This is a genomic window from Aeoliella fuhlenseeensis (assembly GCF_052161615.1).
In the GTDB taxonomy this organism is placed as follows: Bacteria; Planctomycetota; Planctomycetia; order Pirellulales; family Lacipirellulaceae; genus Aeoliella.
Genome location: NZ_CP197417.1, coordinates 5,921,985 through 5,934,295, shown reverse-complemented (window position 1 = coordinate 5,934,295; position 12,311 = coordinate 5,921,985). Strand labels below are relative to the sequence as shown.

Genomic DNA, 12,311 nt, shown 5'->3' with positions numbered 1-12,311 from the left:
GGCCAAACCGCCGGCTCCCGCCCGCGGCTAATTTTCAGGAGTGGAGGTCCCGTTAAAACGGAAAACCACACGTAGTGACTTGGCACCCCCTCCCCTCCCCCGCCACAATATCGGGCATGGAGGAAACCCCTGACCCCGCTGACACTCCGCTAGCAACATCGTGCGACCGCGCGCCGCTGGGGGTGCGTGTGATCGCGGGGTTTTTGATCATTTCGGGTACATGCGCCTTGGTCGAGTTTCTGCTTAGTGTTTGGACGGGACGCGGGGTAACGCTGGGGTTGGGCACGGCACCGCTTCTGTTGGGGTGGGGGATGCTCCGTCGTTGCGAATGGGCTCGCATCTGGACCGCTTCACTCTCCATCCTGTCGTTCATCGGTGGACTCCTGGGAGTAGTAATGATGCTCGTCGTGGGCGACGCGATCGAGATGAACCCAGACGTGGGCATCACAAGCGATGCCATGAAGTGGTTCGTTTTCATGACTACCATGACCATCACGATGGCCTCCCTGGCATGGACCGCACGAACATTGACGACCAGCCGCGTTATCGATTGGTTTCATCAGGCACCGGACATTCCTTTCATCGAATGGAATCCAAAGCGTTGGAGGTTTGGAGTTGGAACACTGCTATTCTTGACCGTTGTCGTGGCCTTCGCGACAGTAAGTGCCATCCTGCATCCCGGTATTAGAACCATGCAAGCGCAGGAATGGATCTCCGGGCAGAATCTCCATGACAAAATCTACTTTCCGTACGGAGCCGCGGCGTTGCCAAAGCTAGGTGGTCAGGGGTACCTTACGCGTTCTCAGGACGACTTGACGGTATTAATTGGCTACGCTGTTGGATCGTCAATTACCGGGCAAGGAGGTCCAGAGGTCGACTACCTCGTCATGAAGAGGAGTACAGGACCAGAGCTAGTGCTGAAGTTCTCGTCAAGCTCCACTCCTCCCGGCAAACCTCAAAGGGCCGTGCTAAAGGTGGGAGACGAGTCCATCCAGTTTCCTGGTGCAGTTCAAATTGTCGAGGTGGTCAACGACAAAATCCGCACCAGCGACATGCGAATCACTCTCCTAGAATTCTGGAGCTTCCACGAACACCCGGACGCCGTGTGGTCACTCGAAGGTCTTGAAACCTACGTCAAAGACCTCCGCAAACGCGTCGCCGAGCGCGACGCAGCGAGACCCGCATCCCCTTAGCCGCATCGCAACATAGTACCTCCATACTCCGTATGGAGAGGCGTGTGAAAGGGTGTCGCCATTCTTTGCCACGCAAGACAAAGAGAAGCTGTTCTCGAAATAGCGGAGGTTTTTCTTGCGCTTAACCATACGGAGTATGGTTGTACTATGGTTCAAACCCTACGCCCGGAGTTCGCCGCCGAGTTTCTTCGACAGCTCGCCCACGATCGCGTCGCGGACTTTGTCGGCTTGTTCGCTCGTGAGGGTACCTTCGGTGCCGCGGAGGGTGATGCTCCACAGCAGGCTCTTCTTGCCTTTGCCCAGGCGATTCGCGTCGCGGTATTCCTCTTGGAACGCGATGCTCTCGAGCAACTTACCCCCTGCCCCGCGGACGATCTCTTCCACATCGGCCCAGCGGACCGCGTCGTCGAACACCACGTTCAGATCGCGCGACATCGGTTGGAAGCTGGAGAGCGCGGACGCTCTGGGGATGAGCTCCGCTGCGTCGAGCAGCGGACCCAAGTCGATCTCGGCGACCGTCACCGGGCCGCGTAGGTCGAACTGATCGAGGGCGGCTTTCGAGAGTTCGCCGATGTAGCCAACCTTTGTCTCGCCAAGCGACAGCCAAGCCGTTCGTGAAGGATTCAGCAGCGTGCCACCATTGGACATGCCTTCCTTCAGACCAGCACTGGCGGAGCCAGTGGCACACAGGCGGTTGGACATTCCGGCGGTGTCGGCGACGATGGCTTCGAGCGTTCCCTTCACGCCGAGGAACGGCCGGCCGCTGGCGATCGCGAGCACTAGGCGCTCGTTCGGAAGCTCGCCGGGCACTGGCAGGTAGATGCGTGCGATCTCGAACTGCTCGATCACTGGATTGCTCATCGCGACGTTCGTCTTTCGACACGTCAGCAAGCTTGGCACGATGCTTTGGCGCAGCGCGTTCGCGCGGCGTAGCACCGGTGTGCTGGTTACCAGTGGCGACTCGTCGGTCCACACGCGGTGGCATTCGACCAGCTCGGGCTCAACGGTGCTGAGCGTCAGCGCCTCGTCAAAACCGGCCGCCGTGAGCACACGCCGCACGCGGTCGAGCACGATGTCGCGACGACTGCGGCTCGAAGGAGCCATCCGCACGCCGACGTCCTCGGGGATCTTGTCGTACCCATAAATCCGCGCGACCTCTTCGATCAAGTCGATCTCGCGCGTCAGGTCCGCACGCCAAGTCGGCGGGACCACTTTGACGCAGTGACCGCAGACGTGAGTTTCTTCGCAGCCAAGATCGGCGAGAATCTTCTGCACTTGCTCGTCTGGGACGGTGATTCCAAGTAAGCGCGGAATCTGCTCGAACCGCAACTTGATCTCGCCGGTCGGTTCTGGCTTTGCACCGGCCTCGACAACACCTTCACATAAGGTCCCGCCGGCGAGTTCAAGGATCAGCTCGCAACAACGCCGGCTCGCCCAGTCGAGCCCTTCCGGATCGACGCCGCGCTCGAAGCGATAGCTTGAGGGACTGTGTAAGTGGTGCGATCGAGCGGTAGTGCGAATCGACAGCGGGTCAAAGTCAGCAGCTTCTATGAGCAGGTCGACGGTCGCATCCGACACTTCGGTGTCCGCGCCACCCATCACGCCGCCAAGCGCGACGGCACGCTCGGCGTCGGCGATGACACAAGTACCTTTCGACAGCTTGTAAGTCTTGTGATCGATCGCCAGGAATTCTTCGCCTTCTTTGGCTTCGCGGACGATGATCTTGCCACCTTTGAGCTTCGCGAGATCGAACGCGTGGAGAGGCTGGCCACACTCGAACAGCACGTAGTTGGTGATGTCGACCACGTTGTTGACGATCGCGCAGCCGAGTGCCTTCAGTCGGTCCTGCAGCCACGCGGGGCTCGGCCCGATCTTCACCCCCTTGATCACGCGAGCCGTGTAGCGCGTGCAAAGCTTCGGGCACGTGATCTCCACCGCCACCAAGCTCGATGCCTTGGGCCCCCTGGCCTTGGGCTGCGGGTCGGGCTTCTTGAGCTCGCCACCAAACAGTACCGACACTTCGCGCGCGACACCAATGTGTCCCAAGCAGTCGGGCCGATTGCTAGTCACCTCCAAATCAATCGCCACGTCCTTGCCTACCGCCTCGGTCGTCTCGAGATTCAGCCCCGCAAGCGTGAGTCGCTCCGTAAGCTCATCCAGCGGCATCGCGAGCGGCACGTAATCGGAAAGCCAGTCTTTGGAGACAATCATTTTGAGCTAACCACAGAGGGCACGGAGGACGCGGAGGGAAGAATGGGACGCGGATGAACGCGGATTGGGCAGGATTTACGCGGATGAATAGATTGGTGACTAACCACCTCGGAAGATCCAAGCAAAGAACATGAAGGGAGCGAGAAGTGTGTACTCGACGACGATCAGTATGAACATCAAAGTTTCAATGACCACTTGCGCCTTCGGGGACGTTGAACCTCTTCCGTAAATCACGCCGGCCTTGACCGCAGCGGCTAAACCAAACAGGGAGACGAGGCCCCAGGTGATGAATCGCGCCCTGTCACCTCGCAGTTTCCATTCTCGGTTCTCTCGTATCCTTCTTCGGTACTCTTCATCTTCCGCATCTACGTTGGCCCTGTACTGCGGAAGTAGTGGCTCGGTGCCTGCTACGACCGTGTGAGCAAGGGAGCCCGCGAAAACGCCAATAACAGGCGCAGCCAACGCAAGAAGCAACCAGAGAATCAATAGCTCCGACGTCCAGGCGGCTGGCGGTGTTTCGTCGACCGTGCGTTCCATGAGTTAGCCACTCCCGCTCTCGATCCGCGACGGATTCTTCGCTCCGCGCCCTCTGTGCTCTCAGTGGTTACAAATCAGAACTGGGCCAAGAAGCGCACGTCGTTCGTGTACAGGTCGCGGATGTCGGTGATATTGTGTTGGCGCATGGCGATGCGTTCGACGCCCATGCCGAAGGCAAAGCCGGTGACTTCTTCGGGATCGTAGCCGACAGCTCGCAGGACGTTGGGGTCGACCATCCCCGCGCCGCCGATTTCCATCCAACCACCCTGCCAGTTGATGTCGACTTCGACGCTCGGCTCGGTGAAGGGGAAGAAGCTCGGGCGGAAGCGGATATGAACCTCTTCCTCGTGTCCCGCCTCGCGCTTGTAGTAGCTCTGGCAGAACATGCGGAGCACGCTCTTCAGGTCGGCCATCGTCACGCCCTTGTCGACCAGCAGGCCTTCGATCTGATGGAACATCGGGTAGTGCGTCGCGTCCGCCGTATCGGGCCGATACACGCGGCCTAGCGACACAATGCGCACCGGCGGAGGTGTCGACTCCATCACGCGAATCTGCACCGTCGACGTTTGGCTACGAAGCAACAGCGGCTTGCCATCCGGACCCGCACCGGCCTTCGCGGTTTTGGTGGCGGTCGACAAATAGAAATTGTCGAGCGGATCGCGTGCTGGATGGCTGAGCGGGATGTTGAGGGCTTCGAAGTTGTGCCGGTCGTCTTCGATCTCCGGGCCTTCGACGGCCGAGAAGCCGAGGCGGCCCATGATCTCTTTCATCCGCTCGATGGTCTGCGTGATCGGATGCAGTCGACCAATTCGTAGCGGCGTGCCGGGGAGCGTCACATCGAAGTCGTCTTGGTTCACCGACGAACCGGCGGAAGCCAATCGAGAGCTCGCCGCTTCGAAGGATTCTTCGATCGCTTTCTTAACCGCGTTGAACTTCTGGCCGGCGGCGGGCTTGTCGCCCGAGTCGACAGTACCCATTCCCTTTTGCACGGCCTTTAGGCGGCCGGCTTTCGCGCCGAGAAACTCGACGCGGGCGGCTTCGAGCGCATCGCGATCCCCTGCTCCGCTGAACGCAGACTGCGCATCAGCGGCAAGCGAATCGAGCTCGGCGATGAAGTCCTGAAGTGCCAAGGTAGGTGAATGTCCAATGTTCAAACTTGCAATGACCAATGACCAAATCGTTTGGTCATTGGCCATTCGGCATTGGTCATTTACTTGAGAGCGGCCTTGGCCTTTTCGACCACGGCGTCAAACGCGGTGGGATCGGAGATGGCCATTTCGGAGAGCGTCTTGCGATCGAGTTCCAGACCAGCCTTGTTCAGGCCGTTGATGAACTCGCTGTAACGCAGACCACGCTCGCGGACCGCGGCGTTGATGCGGATGATCCACAGCTTGCGGAACTCGCGGGCCCGGACCTTACGGTCGCGGAACGAGTAGGCACCTGCGCGAACCAAGGTTTCCTTGACGGAACGCAGCATATTACGGCGACCGCCGCGATTGCCCTTGGCTGCTTTGAAAAGTCGCTTCTTCTTACGATTACGAGTCGAACCGTTAGTAGTACGCATGGTAGATGGCGTTCTATTCTTGGCATCTGCGACGCGAATGTTTCACGTGAAACATTTTCGTGGCGGTTGCCTTGTGCTGCGAGTGCCAGGCCTTTGCTCGACTGCTGAGCAAACGTTATCGTGCCCGACCCGCTTGGAGGGGCTCTGGGCTATAAGCTTTAGGCTATAGGCAAGAAGGGTAAACTTCTGGCCTACAGCTTACGGCCTACAGCTCAAAGCCTAGTAGCTATTGCCGCAAAGGGCTTTGGCAATGATTTTGCTGTTGCTGTCGGTCGTGGTGGTGGTGCCACGCAGGTTCCGCTTGCGCTTGTGCGACATGCGGGCGGCCAAATGGCTAGTGCCGGATTGGCGGTGCTTGGCCTTTCCCGAGGCGGTCAGCCGGAACCGTTTCTTGGTTCCCTTGTGAGTCTTTTGCTTTGGCATGGTACACGTCGGCAGATTGCGGTGTTCGGTGAGCAGTAGGCATACCTTCAGCCCACTGCGAGCCCCGCATTGTAGCAGATAAGGCAGATGGCGAAAGGGGCGTTTTGGGTCGAGAAAACGGGGTCGGAGCCCAGGCGGCAAGCCGCTAGACTGCGGGCCGATCCTTCCCCCAGGCCCTCGAAACTACTACCTCTCCAATCGGCGAAAGGTTTCACGATGAATAGGAGATTTCTCGGGGTATTTTTGGCGGTTTGGGGGTGCTGGGTGGGGCCGGCGGGGGCGCAGGAGCCTTGGTTCGGGAAAGAGATACCGGCCAGCGAAGGAATTCCCGTCGGTGATTATGGAGACCTGACCGAGCTGGAGATCGAGGGCAACGAGCACTTTTCGGTCGAGGACATTCGTGACGAGCTTGTCGATCATGTGCGTCTCCAAGCGGCGTGCCGTCCCAGTTCCGAGATCGTCCCGCTTATCGATCTCCTCCAGGAAGTGCTGCAGGAGGCCTACCGCCAATCAGGTTGCCCCGACGCCAAGGTGTCGGTTACTCCTTCGGAGGAGCGCCAAGTCCTGAGGGCGGTTGTGGAGGAAGGAGCTCGGTACTCAGCTGGCGAAATTCGGGTGCACGGAGTGGAGCCAGGGCTGGCAGGGGGTTTGGCGCAGTACCTAAAAACTTCGGAAAGCAAAAGTCCTGCACGCAAAGGTATGTACCTTGCCCGAGGGGCGACGCGAGTCAACCAGGAGAGTTCGAGCGACCGATTGTGGGTGGCTGGGGAGCCGGTCCGTGGGAGTCAAAATCATCTGGCGCGAATTCGGCAAGCGCTCATCGACGAGCTTGCTATCGCGGGTTATCCGCTTGCAAAGCTTGAGGTGGAGATTGTGCCAAACCCAGATGACTCGCAGATCGCCGATTTGGTTGTCGATATCATCGAACTGGGGCCACGAGCTCGACTGAACGTGATAGAGATTGAGGGCTTGGAGCGTCATGCTCGGAATGAACTCCTTGCCCTCATGCAAATCTCCGAGGGCGACGCGCTGGACGTCGAGGCGTTGGCATTGGCCTTCGATCGAGTGCGTGATAGTTGTCGATTCTGGCGGCACGACTTCGTTGTGCAGTTGCCGATCCCAGCGGAGCCCAAGTGGCGGTACGACACAGCCGATCCTCGCACGAAGCTCGTGATCAAGTTAATTGAGTACGATTTCGTTCCCAAGCTCGGGGAACCGTTGGGCGAAGTGGATGAGATACTGAGGCGGTCCGCCCTCTGGACGCGAGAGTTTTTCGAGCAAGATGAGTGGGCAGTGAGGGTTCGCTATTGGTCGGGGGAAACCTATCACAAAGTTTCTGATCTGGAAGTTGACGGGGTTTATTCTCCCTCAGATGGCCTTTATGCCGATGTCGCTTTTCTACTTACTCACGCTGGTTCGTCGACCACTCAGCTGGCGAACGTAGTGTTGAATCCACGTTACACGGCAATGTCGAATCTCGCGGGCGATGCCAGATTCATCCTCCTCGGGGGAAGAATGTCGCAAGGTTTTCTTACGGTAGTGGGATCCGAGAAGGTTAATGGCTTGTTCCAAGCAACCTTCCATTTAGGTATGTCGGCATCTAGTCGAAGAACAACTGCCCCACGTATATCTTTCGCAATGGACCCTGTGGTGCTCGTCCACGAGGCTCATCGTCCCGACTCGCATGTTGAGCGACAGGGCGATGTGCTCATCATCGAGCGGCCGCGGGCCAAATGGCAGATCGATTCTGCCAGCGGTCGAATCCGAGAGGTCCAACTAAATGATGGTCATCAGCAGCAAGTCCAAATCGTAAGCGTGAAACAAGCGGATACCGGCCTATTGCAGCGACTTCAGGCGATTCACGCTCTTCCCGATCGCAACGACAGAGAGAACCTATTTGAGTCGGTCACTCTCTGGACTTTGGATTCGGCCGAACAACTCTCTTCCGATGCCCCCATCATTCCACCTGCCGTCCGCTTGGCGACGCGTCAATGGATTGAGGCAGCTTCGGAAAGCGAGCACCGGGCTAGAGAAACTCGAAGTGAACGAGAGCTCCGGCGGGCTCGTGAATTTCGATTGGCAGAAGGAGGTACTGATTGGGACTTGTCGCTAGCTGGCTTACGAGACAGCGGGGCCGCCTGTAGCGATCTTCTGTTTGAGCGAGGCACATGGCCTTGGACCCTGTTTCGCGAGGTCAACTTCATTGCACGTGGGCTAAGCAAGGACGAAGAAGGAAAGGCGCGATACCGCGAAGAGTTAGCGCGAACACTGTCTCGTGACGATGCGGGCCCCGTCGCGTTCTGGGCCTACTTTCACGCAAGCTTTCTCAACGCGGAAGGCGCCGAGATGGGGGTCGATCGTCTCGACGATGGCTCCTTCGAGCGTGAAGTCGAAATGCTCACCACCCCCGACACCGGCATAATGAAGCTCCTTGCCAAGGTGGTGCCGGTGGTTCAGAGTTTGCCGGAGGAGGATACCAACTGGCTGTGCGGGCTTGCCGGGGACGACATGGCTCCGAAGCTGGAAGAGGTCTCGCGGCTACTCAGGAAGCTCGACGCTTCGAGTCACGAGGCGCTACAGCAGTCGCTACGGGCGCTGCTTGAGGGGGAGATTCGCGAGCGCGTCGAGGCCGACCTTCGCGCGGCGGCGAGTGCGCCGGATTAGGACTCGCTACTCATTCACGATTCAATAGCCGGAGGCACACTTGCCTCCGGGAAATTCTGCGAATGGCAAAGCTTCAATTCTCGCGGACCTCGTGGAGGTCCGGCTATTGAAGGAGAGGTAGCTCAGAGGGTGGCTATCAATCGAAGTCGGATTCCGCGAGCGGGGCCGCGTTGCGGAATGCATCGATAGCGCCGGTGAAGTCGCCGGGGTTGGCCGGATCGGAGCACTTCGTGCCGTGCGTGGTCAGCAATTGCTGGTAGACGGTGTAGTCGATGTTGACACTAATTGCGGTGCCGTGGCCATCCGCGAAGACCGTATTAAAGCTATCGCCAACGTGCAACGTATTCGGTCGAGCAAAGCAAGGTTGTGTTGGGTCCCACTGCCCTGGCGCAATCGACGGATTCGCATTGGCTCCATCATCACTAAAAGGGAATTGCTCGTCTCGGCCACCACAACCGGCGTCGGGGTTGACGCTGAACACCCAAGTGATACCAAACTGCTGTTCACCATACGTGTTGTCGACGCCCAGCCAACTGTAGCGGTCGAACTTGTTCATGTTCTCGGAGACCATAATGGTGGTTGCAGAGCCGTCCTTAGCATCCGAGATTCGGGCCTTCACATTGCCTTCGACCATGTTTTGGAAAAGACCGTTTTCTTTGGTATCGCCAACATAGTTCGTGCCATTCCAATCCCAGGTGCCGGTGTTTACGGAATACGAATTACCCGCCGCTCCGTCGGCGCTGGTTAGGTCCGTGTCGTCGGCACAGATGTAAAGTTCGATTCGGGGCACTGCTTGGAGTGCGGGTGCCGATGCCTCGGCACCTTGTAGATTCTCAGCCAGATCGCCACGGTCAATCTGTCCGAGGATGTGGCCTGACCAAGCGATACGCGAACCTTGTTTGGCCGCATCTTCCTGATTCTTATTGCTGTAAGTTTGAGCCACGTAGTAGGAATTTACGTTGAAGGGAGCCGCGGTGGCGTCGGTCCGCCACTGTACGTAGCCATTTTGCTTGTTGGTGCGGCCGCGAGCTTTCATCGGTTCGATGTATCCCGGCAACCGCTGCTTATCGCTGTCGTACGCAATCAGCGCCGTGCCGATCTGCCGCATGTTGTTCATGCAGGCCGCTTTTCGCATGCGGGCGCGGGCGGCTCCCACGGCGGGGATCAACAGGGCCACGAGCATGCCGATGATGGCGATGACCACCAGGAGCTCGACGAGCGTGAAGCCGCGGCGGGGAGTGCGGTGGGCGGATAGCATGCGGCGCATGGATCGATTCTCCTCTGTGTGTCCGTAGACTCTGGTCGGTTCCGCTGTGTGAAAAGCGTTAGGCGGGGCCCCTGTTGCCTAAGGTACCAGTATCCCCGAAAGTTGCCGGCTCGGCTAGTCAATCGTCCTCGCGCCGGCGCGAAAACGCGGTAAAAGGCGAAAGTCGGCCATTTTACGTTCGCCAGCGGCGGGGCAATTTATTCTCGCCGGCGGTGAACTGCCTAAGACTCTCCCCCGTGTGCAGCTTCTCGCTGGTCGGGCGGTTCGCTAGAATAGGGGTAGAGCCGCGAAAGTGCCGATGCGCTAAGCGTTTGCGCTCGGCTGGCTGCTTTTGCTCCCCGCGGCTGTTCGCCCCACTGGTTCGCCAACCACCCCAATCTGCCATGCCCCAAAGCTTTTCGCTGCTGACCCTCGCCCAAGCCCAAGGTGGCCCCAATCTAGAGAATCTGAGCGATAGTTGGATTGTTTGGGCGGTTGTTGGCGTGGTTTGCTTGCTGATGGGGGTGGCGCTCCTGGCGCTGTTCTGGAACTACCTGAGCCTGTGGTTTCAGGCGTACGTTTCGAACGTGCCGATGAATCCGCTAAGTCTGGTGGGGATGAGCCTCAGGCAGGTAAACCCCAAGACGATCATCGAGGCGAAGATTCGGGCGATCCAGGCTGGCGTGGGAACCGACCCTCAGACTGGCATCACGACGCGGCGGCTCGAAGCCCATTATCTGGCTGGAGGTAACGTGCCTCGTGTGATCCTGGCGATCATCGCCGCGCATCGCGCGGACATCGATCTCGACTTCGACCGCGCGGCCGCGATCGACCTCGCCGGGCGTGACGTGCTCGACGCCGTGCAGACGAGCGTGAATCCGAAAGTCATCGATTGCCCCGACCCCGCGAGTACGGGCCGCAACACGCTGAGCGCCGTGGCGAAGAACGGCGTGGAGCTGAAGATTCGGGCGCGGGTGACCGTGCGGACGAACCTGGCGCAGCTTATTGGCGGGGCCACCGAAGAGACCATCATCGCCCGCGTCGGCGAGGGCATCATTACGGCCATCGGCTCGGCTGCCGACCACTTGGTGGTGATGGAGAATCCTGACCGGATCAGCAAGGCGGTGCTCAACCGCGGACTCGACGCCCACACGGCGTTCGAGATCGTGTCGATCGACATCGCGGACATCGATGTTGGCGAGCAAATCGGCGCCCGTTTGGCGGCCGATCAAGCCGAGGCCGACACGCGGAAAGCCCGCGCGCTCGCCGAGCAACGTCGCGCGGACGCGATTGCCCACGAGCAGGAAATGAAGGCCCAGGTCGCCGCGAACCGAGCGGGCGTGGTGCTGGCCGAGGCAGAGGTGCCGCGGGCGATGGCCGAGGCGTTCCGCCAGGGACACCTGCTATCGAGCGGCGCGAATAACAACGGCGCGACGAAGTAGAGTTCGCGAAGCTGCCTACTCGTAGGCTTGGTAGTCTCAATCCCGAGCCGATGGGGGAAGCCTTCGGTTGGCGCTAGAGAAACCTTCGTCTTCCGACGGGGCTAGGTGCGAGATGTTAGTGCGCGCACGCCCGAACTCTTGCGAGTCCGGCTACAAGAATAGCGATCTCCTACAGTTGCCTTTGCAGCGCTTGTTGGATCGCGATGTTCGTCGATTCCAGGGCGTCGGCGGCTGGGGGGCGGGCTAAACGCCAGCGGTCGTTCTCATAGATGAGCTCGTAGGTGACGTGCTTCTCGGTGTTCACCGTCTGGCTCATGGCGGGAGGGGTGATGCGGCTGCCGGCGGCCTTCTCAAGATCACTTTTCAGCTTCTCTGGATCGAGTACCTCGACGCCCATTTCCTTCAGGTTGGAATTGAGCTCTCCCATATTATCGTTGCGGGGATCGCTCGACTCGGCTTCGGTGCCTTCCGATTCCTCTTGCGATTTCTTGGGCGCGGGGAGGAAGGAAAAGGTGGTGGTCTTCGTGATCTCCACGCTGACCTGCGGCGCACTTCCGTCCTTGGGTATCAACACACTCTTGGGAGCCGCGATGCTGTACCGAGTGGTGGAGGTGGCCGAGCCAGCCTCACCAGGCATGATCGTGCGGCCTCCGGTCATCTTGGGGTCGGCGGAGAGGATTCGTTCGAGCTCCAGAACGAGTCGCTGGTACTTGGCCTCTGGCGAGACATCGCGCGGGGGGCGTGCTGGCGCTGAACTGTTCTTGGAGTCGCAGCCCACGCTGACGACCGAGCACACGAGGAGCGCGGACCACGCCAAGTAACGTCCACCAGTCCGACTGCTTACGCCTGATTGCATCTTGTCTACCTAACGGCAGAGGACCACCGCAACGAAGGAGGGCGACCAGTCCGCCCTCGGAACACCCTTCCCTCTCAACATACCACTTGCGCTGGATAGGGACCACCAACGATTTCAGGTAACGCAGGGCGGGTCTGTTAGGGGCAGCGACTGTGTGGCTTGGCGCGGTTGCGCG

10 protein-coding genes are annotated in these 12,311 nt (G+C 59.4%); 3 read left to right on the top strand and 7 right to left on the bottom strand.

Translation table 11 applies throughout. The features are described from left to right. The first annotated feature begins 116 nt into the window (after positions 1–116). A complete protein-coding gene (locus SH292x_RS23325) occupies positions 117–1,193 on the top strand; it encodes a hypothetical protein (RefSeq protein ID WP_442483430.1) in 1,077 nt (358 codons plus the stop codon). A 159-nt stretch (positions 1,194–1,352) separates the two neighbouring features. Here SH292x_RS23325 and pheT read toward each other — a convergent pair whose 3' ends face one another. The 5 genes from pheT to rpmI all read right to left on the bottom strand — a co-directional run bounded on the left by pheT (position 1,353) and on the right by rpmI (position 5,928). Continuing rightward, positions 1,353–3,404 (bottom strand): phenylalanine--tRNA ligase subunit beta, encoded by a 2,052-nt coding sequence (gene pheT / locus SH292x_RS23320; protein ID WP_442483429.1) that lies wholly within the window; start codon positions 3,402–3,404, stop codon positions 1,353–1,355. Positions 3,405–3,503: 99 nt separating this feature from the next. Next, the gene (locus SH292x_RS23315) at positions 3,504–3,941 is read right to left on the bottom strand and encodes a hypothetical protein (RefSeq protein ID WP_442483428.1); all 438 of its coding nucleotides are present in this window, start codon (positions 3,939–3,941) and stop codon (positions 3,504–3,506) included. A gap of 74 nt (positions 3,942–4,015) precedes the next feature. Continuing rightward, entirely contained in the window at positions 4,016–5,071 is a 1,056-nt protein-coding gene (pheS, locus tag SH292x_RS23310) for a phenylalanine--tRNA ligase subunit alpha (protein ID WP_442483427.1), read from the bottom strand. Positions 5,072–5,151: 80 nt separating this feature from the next. After that, positions 5,152–5,505 carry a 50S ribosomal protein L20 gene (rplT, locus tag SH292x_RS23305; RefSeq protein WP_442483426.1) on the bottom strand — a complete coding sequence of 118 codons (354 nt, stop codon included), beginning with the start codon at positions 5,503–5,505 and terminating at the stop codon, positions 5,152–5,154. Between the two features lie 219 nt (positions 5,506–5,724). After that, complete coding sequence (gene rpmI / locus SH292x_RS23300; protein WP_442483425.1) at positions 5,725–5,928, bottom strand: 50S ribosomal protein L35; 204 nt, start codon at positions 5,926–5,928, stop codon at positions 5,725–5,727. Between the two features lie 216 nt (positions 5,929–6,144). Here rpmI and SH292x_RS23295 point away from each other — a divergent pair, with 216 nt between their 5' ends. After that, entirely contained in the window at positions 6,145–8,592 is a 2,448-nt protein-coding gene (locus SH292x_RS23295; RefSeq protein WP_442483424.1) for a hypothetical protein, read from the top strand. 136 nt (positions 8,593–8,728) lie between these two features. Here the strand turns inward: SH292x_RS23295 and SH292x_RS23290 are convergent, their stop codons facing one another. Beyond that, on the bottom strand, positions 8,729–9,859 hold the full coding sequence (locus SH292x_RS23290) for a DUF1559 family PulG-like putative transporter (protein ID WP_442483423.1): 1,131 nt from the start codon (positions 9,857–9,859) through the stop codon (positions 8,729–8,731). A 383-nt stretch (positions 9,860–10,242) separates the two neighbouring features. On the opposite strand from SH292x_RS23290, the gene floA reads away from it, so the two are divergent. Next, positions 10,243–11,280: a flotillin-like protein FloA gene (gene floA / locus SH292x_RS23285; protein WP_442483422.1), complete on the top strand. Its 1,038-nt coding sequence runs from the start codon at positions 10,243–10,245 to the stop codon at positions 11,278–11,280. Positions 11,281–11,449: 169 nt separating this feature from the next. Here floA and SH292x_RS23280 read toward each other — a convergent pair whose 3' ends face one another. Beyond that, a complete protein-coding gene (locus SH292x_RS23280; RefSeq protein ID WP_442483421.1) occupies positions 11,450–12,136 on the bottom strand; it encodes a hypothetical protein in 687 nt (228 codons plus the stop codon). Between the last annotated feature and the right edge of the window lie 175 nt (positions 12,137–12,311).

What these genes read in the sequence shown, in the direction of transcription:
- pheT (WP_442483429.1), bottom strand. Translation starts at nt 3,404, where the DNA reads ATGATTGTCTCCAAAGACTGGCTTTCCGATTACGTGCCGCTCGCGATG.
- floA (WP_442483422.1), top strand. Translation starts at nt 10,243, where the DNA reads ATGCCCCAAAGCTTTTCGCTGCTGACCCTCGCCCAAGCCCAAGGTGGC.
- SH292x_RS23295 (WP_442483424.1), top strand. Translation starts at nt 6,145, where the DNA reads ATGAATAGGAGATTTCTCGGGGTATTTTTGGCGGTTTGGGGGTGCTGG.
- SH292x_RS23325 (WP_442483430.1), top strand. Translation starts at nt 117, where the DNA reads ATGGAGGAAACCCCTGACCCCGCTGACACTCCGCTAGCAACATCGTGC.
- rplT (WP_442483426.1), bottom strand. Translation starts at nt 5,505, where the DNA reads ATGCGTACTACTAACGGTTCGACTCGTAATCGTAAGAAGAAGCGACTT.
- SH292x_RS23315 (WP_442483428.1), bottom strand. Translation starts at nt 3,941, where the DNA reads ATGGAACGCACGGTCGACGAAACACCGCCAGCCGCCTGGACGTCGGAG.
- SH292x_RS23290 (WP_442483423.1), bottom strand. Translation starts at nt 9,859, where the DNA reads ATGCGCCGCATGCTATCCGCCCACCGCACTCCCCGCCGCGGCTTCACG.
- rpmI (WP_442483425.1), bottom strand. Translation starts at nt 5,928, where the DNA reads ATGCCAAAGCAAAAGACTCACAAGGGAACCAAGAAACGGTTCCGGCTG.
- SH292x_RS23280 (WP_442483421.1), bottom strand. Translation starts at nt 12,136, where the DNA reads ATGCAATCAGGCGTAAGCAGTCGGACTGGTGGACGTTACTTGGCGTGG.